This is a genomic window from Aeromonas schubertii, assembly GCF_000820105.1.
GTDB lineage: Bacteria > Pseudomonadota > Gammaproteobacteria > Enterobacterales > Aeromonadaceae > Aeromonas > Aeromonas schubertii.
In genome coordinates, this window is sequence record NZ_CDDB01000068.1 from 97,181 (window position 1) to 117,498 (window position 20,318).

The 20,318-nt window shown below is 61.3% G+C and carries 22 protein-coding genes and 1 tRNA gene; 14 read left to right on the top strand and 9 right to left on the bottom strand.

The annotated features are described in order from the left end of the window. Positions 1–466: 466 nt before the first annotated feature. Positions 467–2,440 carry a methyl-accepting chemotaxis protein gene (locus BN1133_RS13645; protein ID WP_050667062.1) on the top strand — a complete coding sequence of 658 codons (1,974 nt, stop codon included), beginning with the start codon at positions 467–469 and terminating at the stop codon, positions 2,438–2,440. A 37-nt stretch (positions 2,441–2,477) separates the two neighbouring features. Here the strand turns inward: BN1133_RS13645 and BN1133_RS13650 are convergent, their stop codons facing one another. Then, positions 2,478–3,485, bottom strand: a complete 1,008-nt coding sequence (locus tag BN1133_RS13650; RefSeq protein WP_050667063.1) for a sterol desaturase family protein — start codon at positions 3,483–3,485, stop codon at positions 2,478–2,480. A 158-nt stretch (positions 3,486–3,643) separates the two neighbouring features. On the opposite strand from BN1133_RS13650, the gene BN1133_RS13655 reads away from it, so the two are divergent. The 9 genes from BN1133_RS13655 to BN1133_RS13695 all read left to right on the top strand — a co-directional run bounded on the left by BN1133_RS13655 (position 3,644) and on the right by BN1133_RS13695 (position 10,181). Next, positions 3,644–5,224, top strand: coding sequence for a CHASE4 domain-containing protein (locus tag BN1133_RS13655; RefSeq protein WP_050667064.1), 1,581 nt, complete (start codon positions 3,644–3,646; stop codon positions 5,222–5,224). Between the two features lie 101 nt (positions 5,225–5,325). Then, a complete protein-coding gene (locus tag BN1133_RS13660) occupies positions 5,326–5,583 on the top strand; it encodes a BufA1 family periplasmic bufferin-type metallophore (RefSeq protein ID WP_050667065.1) in 258 nt (85 codons plus the stop codon). A 46-nt stretch (positions 5,584–5,629) separates the two neighbouring features. Continuing rightward, on the top strand, positions 5,630–6,472 hold the full coding sequence (gene bufB / locus BN1133_RS13665; RefSeq protein ID WP_050667066.1) for an MNIO family bufferin maturase: 843 nt from the start codon (positions 5,630–5,632) through the stop codon (positions 6,470–6,472). Then, positions 6,456–7,235, top strand: a complete 780-nt coding sequence (locus BN1133_RS13670; RefSeq protein ID WP_050667067.1) for an HvfC/BufC N-terminal domain-containing protein — start codon at positions 6,456–6,458, stop codon at positions 7,233–7,235. The genes bufB and BN1133_RS13670 overlap by 17 nt, the downstream gene beginning before the upstream one ends. Continuing rightward, positions 7,219–7,677: a DoxX family protein gene (locus BN1133_RS13675; RefSeq protein WP_082178012.1), complete on the top strand. Its 459-nt coding sequence runs from the start codon at positions 7,219–7,221 to the stop codon at positions 7,675–7,677. Before BN1133_RS13670 ends, BN1133_RS13675 begins: the two co-directional genes overlap by 17 nt. An 83-nt stretch (positions 7,678–7,760) precedes the next feature. Beyond that, positions 7,761–8,426 carry a DedA family protein gene (locus tag BN1133_RS13680; protein WP_050667068.1) on the top strand — a complete coding sequence of 222 codons (666 nt, stop codon included), beginning with the start codon at positions 7,761–7,763 and terminating at the stop codon, positions 8,424–8,426. A 183-nt stretch (positions 8,427–8,609) separates the two neighbouring features. Further along, positions 8,610–9,251, top strand: a complete 642-nt coding sequence (locus BN1133_RS13685) for a DedA family protein (RefSeq protein WP_050667069.1) — start codon at positions 8,610–8,612, stop codon at positions 9,249–9,251. 94 nt (positions 9,252–9,345) lie between these two features. Beyond that, on the top strand, positions 9,346–9,606 hold the full coding sequence (locus BN1133_RS13690; protein ID WP_050667070.1) for a Rossmann-fold NAD(P)-binding domain-containing protein: 261 nt from the start codon (positions 9,346–9,348) through the stop codon (positions 9,604–9,606). Continuing rightward, entirely contained in the window at positions 9,603–10,181 is a 579-nt protein-coding gene (locus tag BN1133_RS13695; protein WP_050667071.1) for an O-methyltransferase, read from the top strand. The genes BN1133_RS13690 and BN1133_RS13695 overlap by 4 nt, the downstream gene beginning before the upstream one ends. On the opposite strand, the gene BN1133_RS13700 is transcribed toward BN1133_RS13695, so the two are convergent. From BN1133_RS13700 to BN1133_RS13725, 6 genes are all read right to left on the bottom strand, one after another. After that, the gene (locus BN1133_RS13700) at positions 10,178–11,536 is read right to left on the bottom strand and encodes an ATP-binding protein (protein ID WP_050667072.1); all 1,359 of its coding nucleotides are present in this window, start codon (positions 11,534–11,536) and stop codon (positions 10,178–10,180) included. The two genes, BN1133_RS13695 and BN1133_RS13700, sit on opposite strands and share 4 nt — an antisense overlap. Then, positions 11,527–12,201 carry a response regulator gene (locus BN1133_RS13705; RefSeq protein ID WP_050667073.1) on the bottom strand — a complete coding sequence of 225 codons (675 nt, stop codon included), beginning with the start codon at positions 12,199–12,201 and terminating at the stop codon, positions 11,527–11,529. Before BN1133_RS13705 ends, BN1133_RS13700 begins: the two co-directional genes overlap by 10 nt. Before the next feature lie 135 nt (positions 12,202–12,336). Next, entirely contained in the window at positions 12,337–12,861 is a 525-nt protein-coding gene (gene fldA, locus BN1133_RS13710) for a flavodoxin FldA (protein ID WP_050667074.1), read from the bottom strand. 41 nt (positions 12,862–12,902) lie between these two features. After that, positions 12,903–13,196, bottom strand: a complete 294-nt coding sequence (gene ybfE / locus BN1133_RS13715) for a LexA regulated protein (protein ID WP_050667075.1) — start codon at positions 13,194–13,196, stop codon at positions 12,903–12,905. A 12-nt stretch (positions 13,197–13,208) separates the two neighbouring features. Next, complete coding sequence (locus BN1133_RS13720) at positions 13,209–13,430, bottom strand: DUF2788 domain-containing protein (protein ID WP_005347875.1); 222 nt, start codon at positions 13,428–13,430, stop codon at positions 13,209–13,211. 55 nt (positions 13,431–13,485) lie between these two features. Continuing rightward, entirely contained in the window at positions 13,486–14,256 is a 771-nt protein-coding gene (locus BN1133_RS13725; RefSeq protein ID WP_050667076.1) for an alpha/beta fold hydrolase, read from the bottom strand. Positions 14,257–14,515: 259 nt separating this feature from the next. On the opposite strand from BN1133_RS13725, the gene seqA reads away from it, so the two are divergent. The 3 genes from seqA (at position 14,516) to BN1133_RS13740 (ending at position 18,424) form a co-directional block, all read left to right on the top strand. Beyond that, entirely contained in the window at positions 14,516–15,022 is a 507-nt protein-coding gene (gene seqA, locus BN1133_RS13730; protein WP_050667077.1) for a replication initiation negative regulator SeqA, read from the top strand. A gap of 25 nt (positions 15,023–15,047) precedes the next feature. Continuing rightward, positions 15,048–16,697 carry a phosphoglucomutase (alpha-D-glucose-1,6-bisphosphate-dependent) gene (gene pgm, locus BN1133_RS13735; protein ID WP_050667078.1) on the top strand — a complete coding sequence of 550 codons (1,650 nt, stop codon included), beginning with the start codon at positions 15,048–15,050 and terminating at the stop codon, positions 16,695–16,697. 110 nt (positions 16,698–16,807) lie between these two features. Continuing rightward, positions 16,808–18,424, top strand: coding sequence for a phosphoethanolamine transferase (locus tag BN1133_RS13740; protein WP_050667079.1), 1,617 nt, complete (start codon positions 16,808–16,810; stop codon positions 18,422–18,424). 58 nt (positions 18,425–18,482) lie between these two features. On the opposite strand, the gene eco is transcribed toward BN1133_RS13740, so the two are convergent. Together eco and BN1133_RS13750 are read right to left on the bottom strand one after the other, a co-directional pair. Beyond that, positions 18,483–18,965 (bottom strand): serine protease inhibitor ecotin, encoded by a 483-nt coding sequence (eco, locus tag BN1133_RS13745; RefSeq protein ID WP_050667080.1) that lies wholly within the window; start codon positions 18,963–18,965, stop codon positions 18,483–18,485. Between the two features lie 256 nt (positions 18,966–19,221). Continuing rightward, positions 19,222–19,968 carry a DsbA family protein gene (locus tag BN1133_RS13750; protein ID WP_050667081.1) on the bottom strand — a complete coding sequence of 249 codons (747 nt, stop codon included), beginning with the start codon at positions 19,966–19,968 and terminating at the stop codon, positions 19,222–19,224. 183 nt (positions 19,969–20,151) lie between these two features. Between BN1133_RS13750 and BN1133_RS13755 the strand changes: the two genes are divergently transcribed. After that, positions 20,152–20,239 (top strand) — tRNA-Ser (locus BN1133_RS13755). Positions 20,240–20,318 lie beyond the last annotated feature (79 nt).

Below are 20,318 nucleotides of genomic sequence, written 5' to 3' on the forward strand. Positions count from 1 at the left end.
GCTCTATTGGGAACCTATCTCACCCTCTACGCTGTCACTGATGGTCGTATTTTTGTCAGCCATCACGGGAGGAGAGTGGGAGTGTGAGCCGACGCATATGGAGAGCCGGAAGTGGCAATCCTTGCCGCCCCGGGGATAAGGCTGCCGCCTCCTGGAGTGGCGGGTGACGGGAGAGTGGCGATGACACGCCCCGTGAGGCGGTATGTTGAGGTGCAGATAAATTGGCCTGTTTTTTGCTCAGCATGGTTGGGTCCGTCAGAGACCCGGCGTCGGCCAACGATGCACTAAGCTCAGGAGAATGATGACAGTGGTCATCAGAGGAGGGGACCCCTGGGCCTTCTCCCCGGATACCGGCCTTCGGGCCGGTATTTCTTTATTTACTCAAACCATGAGGTGGCTCATGCAGAACATGGATACGGTCGCCTAATCTGTTAGTTGACCTTTCGGTAAGTTAATGAGGTGAGGGATGAAAAAGCTTGGGCTGACCGGCAAGATGCTGCTGATCGTCTGTCTTCCACTCCTGGCGCTGCTCTTTTTCTCGGGCCGCTTCGTGTTGGAGCGTTATCAGAGCGGCGAGCGGATGGGAGAGGCATTGGCACAGCTGGCTATTGTGCAGGAGACGGCGCAACTGGCCCACGAGCTGCAAAAAGAGCGCGGCATGTCGGCAGGATTTGTCGGCTCGAAAGGGAGCAAGTTTGCGGGGGCCCTGCCCGAGCAGCGCGCCCGGGTTGACGCCCTGCTTGGCCGCTTTGCCAGCGAGCCCTCCCTGCGGGCCCTGAGCGACGTACAGCAGGCCTTGCAAGGGTTGACGGCCATGCGTGAGCGGGTTTCGGCCCTCTCGGTGCCGGTCGGGGATATGGTCTCCTTTTATACCGGTCTGATTGGCCATCTGCTGGGGGCTGTCGATGGGGTCAGTCAGCGCAGCGAAGATGCGGATCTTGCGCTGCAGACCAGCGCCTATGCGGCCTTCTTGCAGAGCAAGGAGCGCCTGGGGCTGGAGCGTGCCACGTTAAGCAATGTCTTCGCCAGTGACGCCTTCACTCCCGTGCTGCTGCAGAAGTTTATTGCCTTGCTATCGGCCCAGCAGACCTATCTGGAGCGATTCAATGCCCAGGCCACCGAGGCACAGCGCACCCTGCTGGCCACTACCTTGCAGAATCCTGTGGTGGGCAAGGTAGCCGAGCTGGAGCAACTGGCCCTCGGCAAGGCCAATGAGGGGCAGTTCGGGGTCGATCCGGAGCAGTGGTTTGCCCTCAGCACCCAGAAGATAGAGCTGCTCAAGGGGGCGGAGGATAGCCTCTATCGGGAGCTCAATCAGGGGGTGACCCGGCTCTATGAGGCCACTTGGCGCCAGTTCTGGTGGGCGGCAGGGGCCGTGCTGCTCTGCCTGCTGGTGACCATGGTGGTGAGCTGGAAGATAGTCACCGACCTGCATCAGGGCTTTACCCGTCTGCACCGAACCTTCCGCAGTCTGGTTCAAAACAACGACCTGAGTGTGCGGGTGAACTGGCACTCCGGTGATGAGCTGGGGGCCCTGGCCCGGGATCTCAACCATTTCCTCGAGCATCTGGAGGGGCTGATGGTCGAGGTGCGTCGCTCCTGCCATGTGCTGACGCGCAGTGCCGCCGATTCGGCCCGGGTGATCGCCGAAGTCAATGAGGGGGTGGCTCGCGGCTTTGGTCAGGTCGATCTGGTGGCCACGGCGGCTACCGAGATGGCCAGTACGGTCACCGAGATAGCGCGCAATGCGACCGAAACCTCCCAGGCGACCCAGCAGGCAATCGGGCGGGCCCGTCAGGGCGACGAGGAGGTGGATCAGACCATCGCCGCCATTCAACGGGTCTCCTCGACCCTGGCCGAGACCCAGTCTCTGGTCGACAGCCTCAATGCGGAGACCGAATCGGTTGCCGCGGCGCTGGATCTTATCAAGCAGATCTCCGATCGCACCAACCTGCTCGCCCTCAATGCCGCTATCGAGGCGGCCCGGGCCGGGGAGTCGGGGCGTGGTTTTGCGGTTGTCGCCGAAGAGGTGAGAGCGTTGGCGGCACGCACCCAGCAATCGGCCGATGAGATAGAGCAGATGCTCACGAGATTGCGCAGTGGCGCCCGTCAGGCGGTGGCGGCCATGCATTCGGGCAGTGAGCAGGCCGATCGCTGCGTGCATGAGGCCAAACGGGCCGGCGGTGAGCTCTCCGGGATCGTCAACGAGGTTCGCCGGGTCAGCGACATGACGGCCCAGGTGGCCACAGCGACCGAAGAGCAGCGTTATGTGACCGATGATATCCAGAGCAATGTGCTCGGAATAAGGGAGCTCTATGAAGCCCATCGCCAGCACTCTGCAACGCTGGAGCAAAGCAGTATGGAGCTCGATGCCCTGGCCCGTGAGCTCTCGAGCCGCCTCGAGCGCTTTCGCCTTCGCGACGAAATGACGCCCCACTAAAGACCAGAGGCCATCGCAGACGCGGTGGCCTCTTCCTTTACGGGGTCGACTCCTGCTGCCGTCCCTGGCTTCGGGTGGCTCGCCACAGTTTGCAGGCAGTAACCCAGAAGGGACGCATGATCAGATTATGCAGGCGCATATAGCGTTCGTTGTCCTTGGGGCCGACGCCGAACTCCAGCGACTCCGGCACCGGCGTCGTGACATAGAGGGTGCCGAACATCCAGTCCCACAGGGAGAGATTGGTGCCAAAGTTGCGGTTGAAATGCCTGGGGTCCCGACTGTGGTGGATCTGGTGCTGGGCCGGGCTGTTGAGGATGTGTTCGATGCGGGGGCCGAAGGAGAGCCAGATATGGGTATGGCGCAGATTGGCGGCCAGGGAGTTGAAGATAAGCACCATATAACTCACCCCGAACAGGGTGTATTTATCCACTTCACCGCCGCATAACCAGTAGACCACCCCCGCATAGAGGGCGAGCAGGGTCCCTTTGAGGATCATCTCGCACAGCTTCTCCATCACATGGATACGGCTGGCGGTTGGCGGCACCATGACGGTGGCGCTGTGGTGCACCTTGTGAAACTCCCATAGCCAGCGGCCATGGAAGGCGCGATGCAGCCAGTAGTGGGCAAAGTCGCTCACCAGGAAGGCCCCCAGGCCATAGAGTGCCATGAGAGTGAGATTCTCCCCAAGGCGCGGGCGGGCACCCCACAGTCGCTCCAACAGTGCCTGCACATCCCCGCTCTTGAGCAGCAGGGGATCGAGCCAGCCCAGGACAGGGAGGATGAAGACGACATGGAGGATGGCCCGCACGAAGTAGTACTGGTAATCGACCAGCGCCGAGCGGTGTAACCAGATTCGCCGTCCTCCCAGAAAGGCACCGAAACTGTGCGCCTGGCTATACCCTTTGCGTGTCTGGTGGCGATAGAGCAGGAAGGCGACCAGCAAGGAGATGGCCAGAAAGGGGAGGCCGAGACGACCGTTAAAGTCGAGCAACCCCTCGGCCTTGTGCCAGAGCGGGGAGAGGAAAAACTGGGTCAGGCTATCCATATTGGGGTCCACTACGGCATTGGGATGCCATTTTAAATGCTAATGGAAATCACTTCCACACGTCTCTCGCCCCCTGTAAACAGGTAAGTGCCAGGCGCGGCGCGCAGTGCTATGGTGGTGTTTTAGACTCAAGGTGCCACCCTCTGCCGGAGCTCACCATGAAGATTAGCCGCCGAATCACCCTCTCCATCCTGTTGGTGCTGCTGTTGCTGCTGACCTCGGGCTATCTGGGGCTGCATCTGCTGGTCGAGGAGCGCTTCGCCGAGCTCGAGCGCGGGGCCATTGACCGCAACCAAAATCGGGTGGTGCAGGCCATCGGTGGTGAGGTAGGCAATCTGCTGCGCCTGACCCGGGACTGGGCCGAGTGGGACGACACCTATCACTATATGGCCGATCGGGATCCCCGCTATCTGGCCTCGAACATCAATGCCCGTACCTTTGAAACACTGGGGTTTGACCATATTGCCATCTATGACGGTGCTCGCCACCTGCTGTTTGCCCAGGGTTATGAGCAAGGGCGCGTTGGCCCCCTGTCTGCCGAGCAGTTGGCACGGCAGGAGCGCCTGTTGGCCCGTCAGCCCGTGGGGCGGGAGTTCTCCGGCCTCTGGCTGGATGGAGAGGAGCGTCTTTTGATTGCTGGCGCCCCCATTCTCACCAGCGAGGGGGAGGGGCCCAGCCGTGGCATCTTGTTGCTCGCCAGGCATCTGGACGATCCCTTGTTGGTGCAGCTGAGAAAGCGCCTCTCCCTGACTCTGGTGCTACCCGATGAACAGGCCCTGGCTTCGGCCCTTAACGAAGAGCAGAGGCGCAACCTGATGCTGGGAGAGCGGGCCCTCAAGGTGGCGGGGCAGGAGATCACCGTCTTCGGAGCTCTTGAGGGGCTGGAGGGGCAGATGATCCCCTTCTCGGTCACCCAGGGGCGTATGTGGCGGGAAGAGGGACGCGCCATCGCCAATCGCCTGATCCTGTGGGGAGGGGGAGCCGTGCTGCTGTTTGGTGCCCTGGTGCTGCTCATCCTCAATCAGGGGGTCACGGCCAGGCTGGAGCGGCTGGCCGCCAACCTGCGGCTTATCACCAACGAGGGGACGGTGCGACGGGTGTTGGTGGAGGGGAGAGACGAGTTGGCGCAGGTTGCGCTCGACTGCAATCAGATGCTCGATACCCTGGAAACGCTGCGCGAGGAGCAGCTCATGGCCCAACGGCGCCTGCGCGGTCAGCTCGATGCCCTGCTGGCCCTGGCGAGCAGCGATGCCCTGACCCGGGAGGATGCCAGACGCGCCGCCGGAGTCGTGACCCGTGCCATCTGTGAAGGGACGGGGGCGGTGCGCGCCAGCCTCTGGTTTTGCACCGAAGGGGAGGAGCGTCTCTACTGCCAGGATCTCTATCTCGCCTCCAAGCAGGAGCATCAGCAGGGTTTCTCTATGCCCATGGCCATGTTGCAGGGGCGCTACGAGCAGTCCCGTCAGGGGGATGAGCCCTGCCTGGTGCTCAGTGACCCCTATGACCTCGCCCGCTTCAGCGCCATGCTCACCCAGCTTGGCCTCACCCCCTTTGCCGGTCGTGTCCTGATGGCCCCCTTGCACCATGAAGGGGAGCTGCTCGGCTTTATCATTGCCGAGCATGAACGTCCCCAGCAGGCCTGGCAGGCAGACGAGCTCACCTTCGTGCTCTGCGTCTGCGATTTTTCCACCCAGACCTTGCTGACCTTGAGCAAACTCATTCGTCTCAACGGACATTAAAAAAAAAGTTTGTTGGGGTGAAATTTATCGGCCGTGATCCCGGTTTTATCTGTGAGCGTGTCATGAGGGCACGTTAACCACAGTAAAAAAGGAAACTGATCATGAGCAAATCTATCGCAATCGCCTCCGTCGTTACCGGTCTGCTGGCCCTGGGTGCCCAGATGGCAGCTGCCCCCGCCTTTGCCGCAGACGAGAAAGAGAAGTGCTATGGGGTGGTCAAGGCCGGCAAGAATGATTGCGCCACCAAGTCCAGCTCCTGCGCCGGTACTGCCAAGGAAGATGCCATGAAGGATGCCTTCGTCGTCGTCCCCAAGGGGCTGTGCGAGAAGCTGGCCGGCGGTAGCCTCAAGCCCATGTAAGCGGAGGGCAGGGGGCCTGCGCCCCCTGCCGTCTCAGGAGCGACCGATGAATAGCGCGTATCACCCTCTGGTCGGCATAGGCTGGCGTCCCCCCCACTACCAGGCTCTGCTCACCGAGCGTCCTGCGCTGGGGTGGCTGGAGGTTCATAGCGAAAACTACTTCAACCCTCACGGCGAGGCACGGGAATGGCTGCGGCAGGCCGCTCGCCACTACCCGATCAGCCTGCACGGAGTCGGCATGTCGCTGGGATCGGCCGATCCCCTCGATCGCCATCATCTGCGTCAGCTACAGCAACTGATCGACGAGACGAAGCCGATCCGGGTCTCCGAACATCTGAGCTGGAGCTCGGTGGATGGCCGTTTCTTTAACGATCTCTTGCCCATGCCCTATACCCGGGCGGCGCTGGCTCACTTTGCCGACAAGGTGAGCGCGGTACAAGATGCTCTGGGGCGCCGCCTGCTGATTGAGAATCCCTCTTCCTACTTTATGTTTGCCGCACCGGAGCTGACCGAGTGGGAGTTTCTGGCCCGCTTGCAGCAGCTGACCGGATGCGGGCTCTTGCTCGATCTCAACAACCTCTATGTGAGTGCCCATAACCACGGTTTCGACCCGGAATGCTATCTGGCGGCCCTTGACCCGGATACGGTCGAGGAGATCCACCTGGCCGGATATACCGAGAAGGTGCTGCCCGAGGGGCGCATTTATATCGATACCCACAGTGCCCCCGTCGTCGATGGCGTGTGGCAACTCTACCGCCAATGGGTTGCCCACCACCCCGTGCTGACCCTGATCGAATGGGATCTCGAGATCCCCTCCTTCGATGTGCTGCTGGCTGAGGCTGGCAAGGCCGCCACCATACTGGAGGCATCGCATGAGCGCGCTGCATGAGTGGCAGCAAGGGGTCGCCAGAGCCCTGCTGACCGAGGGCGATGAGGTGGCGATGACCCTGCAGCAGGGGGCGATTCCGGCCGAGGCGCTGCTGCAGATCTACCGTAATCACTTCATCTTGAGCCTGAGTGAGGCACTGGCGGCAACCTATCCGGCGGTAGCCGCCATGGTGGGGGAGGAGTATTTCGCCGTCGCCGCTCGCGGCTTTGTGTTGGCCACCCCCCTCAACCACGGGGCGCTGCAAGATTACGGAGAGGGGTTTGACGGCTGGTTGGCGAGCCTGCCGACGACGGCTCATCTCCCCTGGCTGGCCGACTTGGCGCGGTTTGAATGGGTGCGCGAGCGCTGTGCCTTGCGCCCCCACGATCCACGCCACTTCGATCCCGACTCGCTGGCGGGCCTGGATCCCGTCCTCATTGGCAAGGGACATCTGGTGCCGGTGCAGGATCTCTGTCTGTTTCGGGCAGAGGCACCGGTGGCGGCACTCTGGGCGATGGCCCTCTCTGACGGGGCGGCACCGGATGCGCTGGATAGCCCCTGCTGGCTGGCTTTGCGCAAGGGGGCGGATCACCGGGTCGTGGGGATCCCCCTCACCCCCGAGCAATGGCAACTGCTGGTCAGCATTGAGGCCGGCGACACCCTGGATACCCTGGCCAGTGAGCAGAGCGACCTGCTCGCGACTCTGGCCACCCTGCTGCCCCATCGACTGATTGCGGGGTGGCAACCGAATAATAAGGAGTCCCTTGATGAATCCCCTATTTGAATCGGCCCTGCGTTGGCAGGCCCGCCTGCAGCCGCACCTTCTCGATCTGCTCCTGCTGCTGGCCAGAGTGACCGTCGCCGCCGCCTTCCTGCGGGCCGGGATCCTGAAGATCAGCAGCTGGGACAGCACCCTCTACCTGTTCGAGTTTGAGTATCAGGTACCTCTGCTGCCCTGGCAGTGGGCCGCCTGGATAGGTACCGGCACCGAGCTGCTGCTGCCCCCCTTGCTGTTGCTGGGGCTGATGACGCGCCCTGTGGCTCTGCTGCTGTTTGGCTTCAATGCCATGGCCGTGCTCTCCTACCCCGCCTTGTGGGAGCAGGGTTTCTACGATCACCGCCTGTGGGGATGGCAACTCTTGACCCTGGTTATTCTGGGAGGCGGCCGTTGGTCGTGGGACCGACTGCTGTGGCGCGGCAAGGGGATTTTGCAACCGGGTCATTAATGGTTTATTCAGTTGCCTTACCCTATAAGGGAGCCCGGGAGCCGGGCTCCCTTCATCTTTTTTCCCATTCGGAGTCGCAGTAGATGCAGGAGATGCTGGTCGCCATCTGGCAGCAGGATTATGAACAACTGAGCCATCTTGGCGCCGTCGGCCTGCTGGTCACCTGCCTGGTCGTCATCCTCTTTCTCGAATCGAGCTTCGTCTTTCTCCCCCTGCCGGGGGACAGCCTGGTGTTGCTGGCCGGTGGCCTGGTCGGCCTTGGGGTGCTGGGTCCCGAGGTAACCCTGCTCTATCTGCCGCTGGCTGCCGGGTTGGGGAGCATGGTGGCTTATTGGCAGGGGCATGCGCTGGCCGGTACCCGCTTCATGCACCATATCGAGCGCCTCATTCCCGAGGGGAGTGTGGAGCGGGCCGGCGGCCTGCTCAAGCGCTATGGCTTTCTGGCCATGTTTCTCTCCCGTTTCATCCCCTTTGTGCGCGTGCTTACCCCCATGCTGATGGGGGTCTCGCGGCTGCACCTGCCCCGGGTGGCGCTGGTCAGCTTCGCCAGCGCCTTTCTCTGGAGCCTTGCCCTTAGCCTCATCAGCAAGGGGATGATGCAGGTGCCATTGCTGGCCGAGTACCACCATCTCTTCGCCAAGTGCCTGTTGGTCACCTCCCTGCTGCTCTTTATGGTGGCCATCATCACCATAGGGCTGCGTCTCTATCGGCGCCGGCAACTGGGGCGGGCGGCCAACCCCGGTGAGTAAAATCGGGTCGAAATTGGAGCATCCTCACGTCTTGACGGGAATTTGGCTTCCAATGGGGCTGTTCATGGGGGCCGTAGCGCGGTAGGCTTCTGCCACTGTGTTTGATTGGCCCCGGGGCCAACCCTTGCTTGCGTTGGCCCTCTGGTCGACGGGGGCCGGCATGACGAGGAGCGATAGCGCATCATGCATGAGTTGCTGGTGGCCATCTGGCATCAAGACTACAACCAACTGATCCATATGCAGGCCATGGGGCCCCTCATCGCCTGCCTGATGGTGATCCTCTTTCTCGAATCGAGCTTCGTTTTTCTCCCCCTGCCGGGGGACAGCCTGGTGCTGCTGGCGGGGGGGCTGACCGGCCTCGGTGTGATGGGGCCTGAGGTGGCACTGTTCTACATGCCCCTCGCCGCCGGTCTCGGCAGCCTTATCGCCTATTGGCAGGGGCACGCCCTGCACGGCACCTCCTTCATGGGGATGATAGAGAGAGCCATCCCCGACGAGAGCCTGCCCAAGGCCTCCCGGCTGCTCAACCGCTACGGCTTTCTCGCCATGTTCTCTTCGCGCTTTATCCCCTTCGTGCGGGTCCTGACTCCCATGTTGATGGGGATGTCGCGTCTGCGTCTTGGCGGCGTCATGGTCTCGAGTTTTGCCAGCGCCTTTCTCTGGAGCATGCTGCTGGCGCTGTTTGGACGGGCCGTCATGACCATCCCCTTCTTCGCCCAGCATCAGCAGCTACTGACCAAGAGCCTGCTTATCTGCTCCGGCACTCTCTTTATTGCCGCCATGGTGGCCATCGGCCTGCGCCTCTACCGTCGCCGTTACGGTTAACCATGCCTCCCACTGCCGGCGGGTGCGGTGCTTGCCGGGGAGGGCGGGTAAGTGGCACCCTGTCGTACTCTAATGAATACGGCAGGGAGGCCAAATGCGAATTGCCATTCTCGATGACTACCAGCTCAGCAGTCAGACCATGGGGTTGCCCGAGCCCCACCGGTTGACACGTTTTACCCGTCCGGCACCGGATCGACAGACCCTGATCGAGCGGCTCTTGCCCTTTGATGCGTTGATCCTGATCCGCGAACGCACCCGGCTCGACGGCGCGCTGCTCGCCGCCTTGCCCAATCTGAAGGTGATAAGCCAGACCGGACGCGTCAGTGGCCACATCGATCTGGAGGCCAATCCATGACTCTTGAAGCCCTCAAGCGAGAGCTGGAGCTCTTTGGTGAACGCCACGACGCCGAGACGGCCCATCATGGCCAGCGAATGCTCAACATCACCCGGGACACGGGGGAATTTCTGGGGGTACTGGTACGCGCTACCGGTGCCAAGAGGGTGCTTGAGGTGGGTACTTCGAATGGCTATTCGACCCTCTGGCTGGCCGAGGCGGTGCGTGATGCGGGCGGCAAGGTGATGACCCTGGAGCTACAGGAGAGCAAGCGCATGCTGGCGCTCGCCAACGTCGAGCGGGCCGGGCTCTTGCCCTGGATTGAGCTGGTGGGGGGCGATGCTGAGGCGACGCTGGAGAAGCTGGCCCCGGGGAGCATAGACCTGCTGTTTCTCGACGCCGACCGCAGCCGTTATCAGGGCTGGTGGCCGCAGTTGCAACGCCTGCTTGCCCCGCGGGGTCTGCTGGTGGTCGATAACGCGCTCTCCCACGCTCATGAGCTGGCCGACTGGCGGGAAGAGGTTGAGGCCAACCCCCGATTCGCCACCAGCCTGGTGCCGGTGGGAAAGGGGGAGTGGCTGGTGACGCGCCGTTAGGGGAGCGTGAGGGTAAAGCGGGCACCGCCGAGAGGGGATTCGTCCACTCTGATGGTGCCGCCGTAGGAGTCGACTATCTCGGCCGCGACGGCGAGACCTATCCCTTGTCCCCCCGAGCTGTCGGCGCGTACCCCGCGCTGGAAGATCTGCTCGCACTTGCCCGGCTCGATGCCGGGGCCGTCATCCTCGATAAGGATCAGCAGGCGCTTCTCCTTGTAGCGCAGGGTCACCTGCACCTGGGAGATGGCGAACTTGCAGGCGTTGTCGAGCAGGTTGCCCATCAGCTCCATCAGATCGCCCTGATCCCCGGAGAAGAGGGCATCGTCGTCGAAGTAAAAACGGGTCTGCAGCTTTTTGTGGCGATAGACCTTGGCCAGACTGGCGAGCAGCTTCTCGATGAGGGGCACAGGCTCGGTACCGCGTTTGGAGAGACCCTGGCGACCGGTCACGGCGCGCCGCAGCTGATACTGGATGATCTGATCCATGGTGAGGATCTGGTCGTTGAGACTGTCGTTGGCCTCACGTCCAATCCCCGCATCCTGCGCCGTGATCTGGATGAGGGCGAGGCGGGTCTTGAGGCTGTGGGCGAGATCGTTCAGGGCGTGCTGATAGCGCAGGGTCTGCTGGCGTTCGTTCTCCAGCAGCTGGTTGACCGATTCGGTCAGCGGCAGCAGCTCACGCTCATATCCGCTCGAGAGGGCCTCACGCTTGCTCTCCCTGATCTCGTCTATCTCCTGGCGCAGGGTGTAGAGGGAGCCGAGAGTCCAGCGGGTGGTGAGCAGCAGCAGGCCAAACAGCAGCAGGTAGCCGGCCACTGCCTGGCGGATCCGCTTGCCGAGGTAGGCGCGGGTTGCCTCCAGATAGCGTTTGGCCGTGTCGATCATCACCACATAGTAGGTGACCGGCAGCCCCTGCTCACTGCGGGAGAAGCGCATGCTGTAGATGAAGTAGTTCCCCTTGGTCAGCGCCAGATAGCGAAACAGGTAGTCCTTGTCCTCCTTGCCCAGGTAACGGGTGAGATCGTCACAGATCTTCTCTTTGACGGCCAGCACCTCGGGCATATAGAGATTGGACCAACTCATCTGGCCATCGGCACGGCAGATCAGGGTATCGAGGGAGGGATCGATAGCCTCCCGGTTGATCAGGATGGCATTGGGATCATTGCCCTTCTCCTTGAGCCCGCTCGCCGAGAGCAGCCGGGAGAGGTTCTGGTTCATCCGGGTGCTGTACTCCTGGGTCAGCTCTTCCGAATAGGTGCGATAGAGGGCGTAGACGGCCACGGCGGTGATGAGACCTATCACCACCATGGAGCTTAAGAGTAACTTGAGATGCAGGGAGCGGCGGATCAGTTGCATGAGAGGTTAAAGATATAGCCCTGGCGCCGAATGGTCGAGATGGGCTGGATATCGCCACTGGGGTCGAGCTTCTTGCGCAGGCGGCTCACCATCACCTCTATGGTGTTGGGATCCCCCTCGCCATCCCCGTAGAGCTGGTCCAGAAGCTGTTGCTTGGAGACCACCTGGCGGGCGTTGCGCATCAGGTATTCGAGGATCAGGTACTCGAAGCTGGTGAGGGTCACCACCTCGCCCGCGACTTTCAGCTCCTTGCGTGACAGATCCAGCTCATAGTCGCCGGCGCACACCCGCGGGGAGATAAAGCCGGCGCTGCGGCGCACCAGGGCATTGAGTCGGGCCAGCAGCTCATCTTTTTGAAACGGCTTGACCAGATAGTCGTCGGCCCCCGCCTCGAGCCCTTCCACCTTGTCCTGCCAGTTTCCCCGGGCGGTGAGAATGATGATGGGGAAGGGGATCTGCTGTTCGCGCAGGCGGCGGATCAGGGTCAAGCCATCCATGCCGGGCAGGCCGAGATCGACGATGCCCACATCGATGGGATAATTGTCCGCAAAGTGGAGCGCCAGTTCACCGTCGTGGGCGTTGTAGATCTGATTACCTGCCTCCCCCAGCACAGTGGTGAGGTGGTGGTTGAGCAGCTTGTCATCTTCAACGAGAAGGATCTTCATCTTGGTATCCAGCGAATCGGTTTGGCGTCTATCTTATGCAGACTCGGGGGGAAGGGGTCAATCCGGAGGGTATCAAACAAGCCTGAACCGTGACTGGACGCAAACAAAAAGCCCTGCACTTGCAGGGCTTTTGGCTTATTCCAGCTCGGAGAGGCACATCTCTTCGTGCAGTTGCTTGCACCACTTCTGAACGCGCTCGGCGGTCAGTTCGGGCTGGCGATCCTCGTCGATGCCCAGACCCACGAAGTGCTTGTCGTCGACCAGCGCCTTGGAGGCCTCGAACTCGTAACCTGCGGTTGGCCAGTGACCGATGATAACGGCGCCGCGTGTTTCAACCACGTCACGCAGGGTTCCCATGGCGTCGAGGAAGTACTCGGCGTAGTCCTCCTGATCGCCACAACCGAAGATGGCCACCAGCTTGTTGTTGAAGTCGATCTCTTCGAGCTCGGGGAAGAAGTCGTCCCAGTCGGCCTGGGATTCGCCGTAGTACCAGGTCGGGATGCCAAAGATCAGCAGATCGAAGTTCTCGATATCTGCCTTGCTGCTCTTGGCGATGTCGTGGACCTCGATCAACTGCTTGCCCAGCTCTTTCTGGATCATCTTGGCGACAGCTTCGGTATTACCGGTATCGCTGCCAAAAAACAGACCTACACTTGCCATGGTGTCTCGTTACCCGTTTGTGGTGTTGATTCTGGAAATCATCAGACGGCCGCCTCGGGGAGGAGGGTATCCATCTGCTGCTTCAGGATAGATTGGATCAGCTCGGCACGGCTGACATTCTGGCGCTCGGCCAGCTGGTTCAGGCGTTCCAGCAGGTCGGCCTCCACCTTCAACTCGACTCGCTTGAGCCCATTCTCGCGATCGCGCTTCAGCTGGTTGCGCTTGTTGATCTTGAGCTGTGCCTCGCGGGGGAGTGGGTTGGTTTTCGGCCGGCCCGGGCGTTTTTCGTTGGCGAACAGATCCAGAGTGGTGCGATCAGCTTGCTGCTTGGCCATACAACTTCTTTTTTAGCCGATCCCTGCGCCTTCCCAGCTCAGTTCGATCAGCCCCTTGGCGACAAAACCCGCGCACCCCAGAAACAGTACCAACCAGACGATAAAGCGGCCAAACTTGGGCACGTTGCCCCGTTTGAGCACGTCATGGATGGCGAGACCGATCAACAGAAATACGGCCAGAAAGAAGATCTTTAGGCCGAGACTTTCAATTAAATCAATATGTTCACTCAACATGGGATGCGCACACTCCTTATGACCGGCGCACTATAGCATAAAGGCCTTCGTACTGTTAACCGCCTGTCGACAGGAAATCCACAACCAAGCGGTTGAACAGGGAGGGTTTTTCCGCGTGCAGCCAGTGCCCCGCCGGACTCACCACCCTGGCCCTGGCCGCCGGGAACTGGGCCGTGACCGATGCCTGATGGGCGGGCAGCAGATAATCCGACTCCGACCCCTTGATAAAGAGGGTGGGGCCGTCGAAGCGGGAGAGGGGATCCGGCCAGCCCATGATATCCCCGTAGGCCCCTATGATGGCGTTCACGTTGAAGCGCCACTCCCAGCCATGCTCCCCCTTGGCGAACGACTTGAGCAGAAACTGGCGCACCCCGGCCTCTTCCACATGGGCGGCGAGGATGGCATCGGCCTCGCTGCGCCCGGCAGGCGCCGCGGCGATCACCGCCTGCAGGCCGGCGAAGACATGCTGGTGGCGAGCATGGGGATAGGCGACCGGCGCCATATCCACCACCACCAGGCGGCTCACTCGTGCTGGTGCCTGCTTGGCCACCTGCATGGCGATCTTGCCCCCCATGGAGTGGCCGATAAGGGTGGCCTGAGCCAGCCCGAGCGCATCCATCAGGGCGAGGATGTCGTCGGCCATCTCCGGGTAGCTCATGCTCTCTCGATGAAAAGAGGCGCCGTGGTTGCGCACGTCGACGCTGATAACATCGAACCCCTCGCTCAAGGGACGGGCCAGCAGGCCGAGGTTGTCGAGGCTGCCAAACAGGCCGTGGATCAGGATGACCGGCTCACCGGTGCCCTGACGTTTGAAATTAAGTAGCAAAATTACCTTCCTGCCGCATGTTCATTGATTCGATGATTGTTGTAATGTGCTGAAAGAAAACAGTTTCGATCAACTTTTAGGTAAATTGATGTGGTAATGTTCCAACAAAATACCCCAGAGGGTGCACAGGATCACATACCGGCCTCGCCATTATGCCTTATTCTTGGCCCATTGCCGCGCATGCCCCTTCCCTTGGGCTGGCGGGGCTGCCTATGTATAATCGCCGCATCCGTTTTCCCATGAGCCCAGTGCCAACCCTATGAAAACCATCGAGCTTGATGACGATCTCTACCTCTACATCGCCAGCCAGACCCGCCATATCGGTGAGAGTGCCTCGGATATACTGCGCCGCCTGCTCGCCCAGCCGGTCGCCACTGGTGAGACCGGGGCTGCGGTGACCAGAAAGCCGGCCCAGGCGAGCGCCTCGGCCAGCGGTCTGCTCGCCCTGCTCGAGGGCGGTGAGTTGGCCCAGGAGGAGCGCTCCATCCAGCGTTTCATGCTGATTCTGGCCAGCCTCTACGGGGAGAACCCGGTGGCCTTCACCCAGGCTGCCGAGATCAAGGGGCGCAAGCGGATGTACTTCTCCCGCGATCCCGAGGCCCTGCGCGCGAGTGGCAGCACCACCAAACCCAAGCCGGTACCCGGTACCCCCTTCTGGGTGATCACCAACACCAACACCAGTCGCAAGCAGAACATCATCGCCCAGCTGATGAGCAGCATGGGTTATGAGGAAGAGCTGACGACCCGGGTATGTGCCGCCATCTGATTCATCGTTAGCAAGGAAAGACGACATGGCCCTTCATTCTCACGCCGGTCAACCGGCTCGCGCCGAAGACCTGACCAACATTCCCCGTCTGGTCAGCGCCTACTACCTCAACAAGCCGGATATGAGCCGTCCCGAGCAGCGGGTCGCCTTCGGGACCTCAGGTCATCGGGGCAGCAGCTTCGACGGCGCCTTCACCGAGTCCCATATTCTGGCGGTGACCCAGGCGCTGGTGGAGTATCGCCAGCAGGCCGGCATCCGTGGACCCCTGTTTGTGGGCATGGATACCCACGCGCTCTCCGAGGCGGCGCTGGCGAGCGCCGTCGAGGTGCTGGCAGCCAACGGCGTCGAGGTGCGTATTCAGGCCGGTCTCGGCTACACCCCGACGCCGGTCATCTCCCATGCCATCCTGGCCTACAACGGTGCCGGTCACGCCGAGCAGGCCGATGGCGTGGTGATCACCCCGTCCCACAACCCGCCGCGCGATGGTGGCTTCAAGTACAACCCGCCCCACGGCGGTCCGGCCGAAGGGGAGATCACGGCCTGGGTCGAGGCTCGCGCCAATGCCATTCTCGAAGCGGGCCTGGTGGAGGTGAAGCGGGTGCCGTTTGCACAGGCGCTGACCCTGGCCAACGTGGTTGAGCACGATTATGTGACCCCCTATGTGGACGATCTCGAACAGGTCATCGATGTGGAAGCCATCAGGAAGGCAGGCATCAAGATAGGCGTCGATCCGCTCGGTGGCTCCGGCGTGGCCTATTGGGATGTGATCGCCAAGCGCTATGACCTCGATATCGAGGTGGTCAACTACCGGGTCGACCCCACCTTCTCCTTCATGACCCTGGACAAGGACGGCAAGATCCGCATGGATTGCTCCAGCCCCTATGCCATGGCAAGCCTGATTGCGCTCAAAGACAAGTTCGACATCGCCCTGGGTAACGACCCGGACTACGATCGTCACGGCATCGTCACCAAGGCCGGGTTGATGAACCCGAACCACTATCTGGCGGTGGCGATCCAGTATCTCTTCACCCACCGTACCGGCTGGCCAGAGGCCGCCGCCGTGGGCAAGACGCTGGTCTCCTCGTCCATGATCGATCGGGTCGCCGCCGATATCGGCCGTACCCTCAAAGAGGTGCCGGTCGGCTTCAAGTGGTTCGTCGATGGTCTCTTCAGTGGCGACTTCGGCTTTGGGGGTGAGGAGAGCGCCGGCGCCTCCTTCCTGCGCAAAGACGGCCGCGTCTGGACCACCGACAAGGATGGCTTCATCCTGGCGCTGCTGGCCGCCGAGATCCTGGCGGTCACCGGCAAGGATCCCCAGGCGCACTACGACGCCCTGGAGGCGCGCTTTGGTCGCTCCAGCTATCGCCGTATCGACGCCCCGGCCAACACGGCCCAGAAGGCGGTGCTCTCCAAGCTCGATCCGAGCCTGGTCGAGGCCTCCAGCCTCGCCGGCGAACCCATCCTGGCCAAGCTCACCGCCGCCCCCGGCAACGGGGCGGCCATCGGTGGTCTCAAGGTGGTGACCGAGAACGGCTGGTTCGCGGCGCGCCCCTCCGGCACCGAGTCTATTTACAAGATCTACATGGAGAGCTTCCGGGGTGAAGAGCACCTGGATCTCATCCAGAAAGAGGCCCAGGAGATCGTCTCCGCCGCCCTGGCCAAGGCCGGGGTCTGAGCCTCTTGCGTCTCGGGGCCGCCTGCGGGCGGCCCTCTTTTTTTCTCCCTTAAGGTCTTCTTAAGTTTGCTGCGGCACCCTCACTCCATCCTTTTTGATGGGGAAGTTCCATGCCGTTTCGTCTTTCCATGTTTCGTCTGCACCTCTTGCTGGTGCTCTACTTTGCTCTGGTGCTCAACTGGCCCGTGTTCTTGCACATGGCCGATATCCTGCAGCGTCTGGAGCATGTCAAGGTTGGCTTCGCAATCTCAATTCCGCTGTTTCTGGTCGCGGCCCTGAACCTGGTCTTCTTGCCGTTCTCCCTGCGTTTCGTGCAAAAACCCTTCTTTATCCTGATGCTGTTGACCGGCTCTCTGGCGAGCTTCGCCATGCTCAAGTACGGGGTTCTGTTTGACAGCTCCATGGTACGCAACATCATAGAGACCAACTCGGGGGAGGCTGGCTCCTATTTGAGTCTGCCGAGTACCCTCTGGTTCTTGCTGACCGGTCTGTTGCCGGCCCTGCTGCTGCTGCTCACCCGGATCGAATATCCGCAGGGCTGGTGGCGCGGTGCGGCCATGCGTTTGGCGGGGGCGGCTCTCTCTGTGGTGGTGGTGGCGGGTATTGCCGCACTCTATTACCAGGACTACGCCTCGGTGGGGCGCAACAACAAGATGCTGACTCACCAGATCGTCCCCTCCAGCTATGTGCATGCCACCTGGAAGATAGTGCGGGATCGCTACCTGACGCCTCCCATGCCCTATCGGGAGATAGGCAGCGACGCCCGCTTGCAGGCCAACGCGGGTGAGAAACCGACCCTGCTGTTCCTGGTGGTGGGTGAGACGGCGCGTGCCCAGAACTATGCCCTCAACGGCTATGGTCGCGATACCAATCCCTATACCCGCAAGGAGGGCGTCATCTCGTTTGCCAAAGTCTCTTCCTGCGGCACCGCCACCGCCGTCTCTGTGCCCTGCATGTTCTCCAACCTGACTCGTGAACACTATGACGATCGGGTTGCCTACAGTCAGGATGGCGTACTTGACGTACTGCAGCGCGCCGGGGTTTCTGTGCTGTGGAAAGAGAACGACGGGGGCTGCAAAGGGGTGTGTGACCGGGTGCCCACCATAGAGCGTGATCCCAAACAGTATCCCGAGTTGTGCCGGGGTGAGGCCTGTCTCGACGCGGTATTGCTCGACGGTCTCGAGGGGCAGATCGACAAGATGAAGGGTAACAGCCTGGTCGCCTTCCATCTGATGGGGAGTCACGGTCCTACCTATTTCCGCCGTTATCCACAAGGGCAGCGTGCCTTTACCCCCGATTGCGCCCGCAGCGACATCGAAAACTGCTCTTCAGAGGCGCTGGTCAATACCTATGACAACACCATCCGCTACACGGACTGGTTTCTGGGGCAGTTGATCGAACGGCTCAAGGGGCTCGAGTCCCGCTATCGGGTCGGTCTCATCTATCTGTCGGATCACGGGGAGTCCCTCGGTGAGAAGGGGCTCTATCTGCACGGCACCCCCTATGCGCTGGCACCGCAAGAGCAGACCCATATTCCTATGCTGATGTGGCTCTCGCCCGAGTTTGCCCAGAGCAAGGGGATCGATCAGGGGTGTTTGACCCGGGAGGCCAGGGAGGGGAGCTTCTCTCAGGACAACCTGTTTGACACCCTGCTCGGTGTCATGGATGTGAGCACCAAGATCTACCGACCCGGGCTCGATCTCTTTCGCAGCTGCCGCGCCTCGTAACCGGCGAGCAGAAACAGTGAGGCCAGGCATTTGCCTGGCCTCACTCATAGCGGGGGGATTACTCGACCAGTGCCGGCTGCGCCGACTTGTCGGCCCGCCACAGGCGATAGCGCACCTCGTACTCTTGGGGAATGTAGATGACGAAGGGGAGCCTGGAGTTGTAGTTCAGGAAGTAGCCCTGGCCGTAGACCTGGACGAACGACTCCTTCTTTTGGGGATCCGGGCAGGCCATCAGGGTCGAGATGGGGTCGGAGACCTGGCCAAGGGAGAGGTAGTTATAGCCCCATCCCTTGACACTGTGCTGCTCCAGGTTGCCCGAGAAGCGGGGCAGGTTGCAATCGACCATCATCATCTTGCCCACCTGGAGCTCGACCATCATGTCGGCCTCGTTCTCCACTTCCGGCAGGCGGATCACCACACGTTCCTGGTTTGGCTCGGCCGCCGGGAACATGCTGATATCAAATTTTTTCGGCTCGTCAGCAAAGGCGTGACCACCCAGCATCAAGGCGCCCAGCAGGCTGAAACGCACTATGGTTTTCATCGGTACCTCACGGGGATTGCATTAACGCCGCTAGACTAACCGTTTGTCCACCCTGATACCAGCGCCGCAACACTGCTGCATCATAGGGTTAGCGACAAATTGAGGCGAGATCGCACAAGGGCTCGCCAGCGGGTACAAAAAAGGCGCAAGGGTGGACCCTGCGCCGTCTCTGTCCGGTGGCCATGGCGTGGCCGTGGGACCGGTTAATCGGTGCCGGTCATCGCACAGTGAGATAACAAGGACCGACCCGCTCTCATCAGGAGGATTTGCCGCTGCGCACATCCTTGATAAAGGCCTTGAGAGAGGCCAGATCGCGCGGGGCGCCGCGCAGCACCTGATCGCCGACGATAAAGGCGGGGGTTCCGCTGATCCCCAAGGCCTCGGCCAGGGTCCGGTTGGTGCCCAGGCTCTTGCTGATGGCGGGATCCTCGAGCTTGGCCTTGGCCTTGCTCCAGTCTACCCCGGCCTCTTTGGCCAGCTTCTCCACCTGAGCTTGATCGCTGAGGTGGCCCTGGAAGGCGACCAGCTTGTCGTGGAACGCCTGATACTTGCCCGGCTGGGTCAGTTGCACCGCCAGGGCGGCGCGAGCGGCATAGAGGGAGGTCTCGCTCAGGATGGGGAACTGCTTGTAGATGTAGCGAATGTCCTTGTCTTCCTTGAGCAGCTCGGTGATCAGCGGATGAGCACGTTTGCAGTAGCCGCAGTTGTAATCGAAGAACTCGACGATAGTCAGGCTCCCCTTGGGGTTACCGATCTCGGGATCCTTGTTGTCGTAGAGCTGCTTGGCGTGGGCCTTGATGAGATCCTTGTCATTGGCGGCCTGCATGCTCTCCTGCTTGGCACGCAGCTCGTTGGACATCTCGACTAGGATCTCCGGGTTCTTCAGCAGGTAGTCACGAACGATCTGCTCCACGTCGGACTTGGTCAGCTCGGCAGCCTGCAGTGGCAGGCCCATCAGGGTGGCGCCAGCCAGGGCACCGATCAGAACGGATTTGATACGCATGATACTCGTCATCGCAGGATTGGGTCGCCCTATAGTGGGAGAGTGGTCAGAGATGTCAAGGGAGGGGAGGGTAAAAGGACCATTTTGCTACCATGTTCGCCACTTTGTCGATTTAATCGGCAAACGAAACCTTGAGGGATTTACAAGGGGAAACGCCACGGTTAGTATTCACGCCACTGCTGCGGAGGGGTGGCAGAGCGGCTTAATGCAACGGTCTTGAAAACCGTCGATGGGCGACCATCCGTGGGTTCAAATCCCACCTCCTCCGCCATCTACATAGCCCAACCGATGTAATCGGTTGGGCTTTTTCGTTTTCGTCTGCCACCTCCCCTCTTGGGATCCTCTGGGCT

Bases quoted from the DNA above. Each gene is read 5' to 3' on its own strand.
- BN1133_RS13645 (WP_050667062.1), top strand. From the start codon at position 467: ATGAAAAAGCTTGGGCTGACCGGCAAGATGCTGCTGATCGTCTGTCTT.
- BN1133_RS13650 (WP_050667063.1), bottom strand. From the start codon at position 3,485: ATGGATAGCCTGACCCAGTTTTTCCTCTCCCCGCTCTGGCACAAGGCC.
- BN1133_RS13655 (WP_050667064.1), top strand. From the start codon at position 3,644: ATGAAGATTAGCCGCCGAATCACCCTCTCCATCCTGTTGGTGCTGCTG.
- BN1133_RS13660 (WP_050667065.1), top strand. From the start codon at position 5,326: ATGAGCAAATCTATCGCAATCGCCTCCGTCGTTACCGGTCTGCTGGCC.
- bufB (WP_050667066.1), top strand. From the start codon at position 5,630: ATGAATAGCGCGTATCACCCTCTGGTCGGCATAGGCTGGCGTCCCCCC.
- BN1133_RS13670 (WP_050667067.1), top strand. From the start codon at position 6,456: ATGAGCGCGCTGCATGAGTGGCAGCAAGGGGTCGCCAGAGCCCTGCTG.
- BN1133_RS13675 (WP_082178012.1), top strand. From the start codon at position 7,219: ATGAATCCCCTATTTGAATCGGCCCTGCGTTGGCAGGCCCGCCTGCAG.
- BN1133_RS13680 (WP_050667068.1), top strand. From the start codon at position 7,761: ATGCAGGAGATGCTGGTCGCCATCTGGCAGCAGGATTATGAACAACTG.
- BN1133_RS13685 (WP_050667069.1), top strand. From the start codon at position 8,610: ATGCATGAGTTGCTGGTGGCCATCTGGCATCAAGACTACAACCAACTG.
- BN1133_RS13690 (WP_050667070.1), top strand. From the start codon at position 9,346: ATGCGAATTGCCATTCTCGATGACTACCAGCTCAGCAGTCAGACCATG.
- BN1133_RS13695 (WP_050667071.1), top strand. From the start codon at position 9,603: ATGACTCTTGAAGCCCTCAAGCGAGAGCTGGAGCTCTTTGGTGAACGC.
- BN1133_RS13700 (WP_050667072.1), bottom strand. From the start codon at position 11,536: ATGCAACTGATCCGCCGCTCCCTGCATCTCAAGTTACTCTTAAGCTCC.
- BN1133_RS13705 (WP_050667073.1), bottom strand. From the start codon at position 12,201: ATGAAGATCCTTCTCGTTGAAGATGACAAGCTGCTCAACCACCACCTC.
- fldA (WP_050667074.1), bottom strand. From the start codon at position 12,861: ATGGCAAGTGTAGGTCTGTTTTTTGGCAGCGATACCGGTAATACCGAA.
- ybfE (WP_050667075.1), bottom strand. From the start codon at position 13,196: ATGGCCAAGCAGCAAGCTGATCGCACCACTCTGGATCTGTTCGCCAAC.
- BN1133_RS13720 (WP_005347875.1), bottom strand. From the start codon at position 13,430: ATGTTGAGTGAACATATTGATTTAATTGAAAGTCTCGGCCTAAAGATC.
- seqA (WP_050667077.1), top strand. From the start codon at position 14,516: ATGAAAACCATCGAGCTTGATGACGATCTCTACCTCTACATCGCCAGC.
- pgm (WP_050667078.1), top strand. From the start codon at position 15,048: ATGGCCCTTCATTCTCACGCCGGTCAACCGGCTCGCGCCGAAGACCTG.
- BN1133_RS13740 (WP_050667079.1), top strand. From the start codon at position 16,808: ATGCCGTTTCGTCTTTCCATGTTTCGTCTGCACCTCTTGCTGGTGCTC.
- eco (WP_050667080.1), bottom strand. From the start codon at position 18,965: ATGAAAACCATAGTGCGTTTCAGCCTGCTGGGCGCCTTGATGCTGGGT.
- BN1133_RS13750 (WP_050667081.1), bottom strand. From the start codon at position 19,968: ATGCGTATCAAATCCGTTCTGATCGGTGCCCTGGCTGGCGCCACCCTG.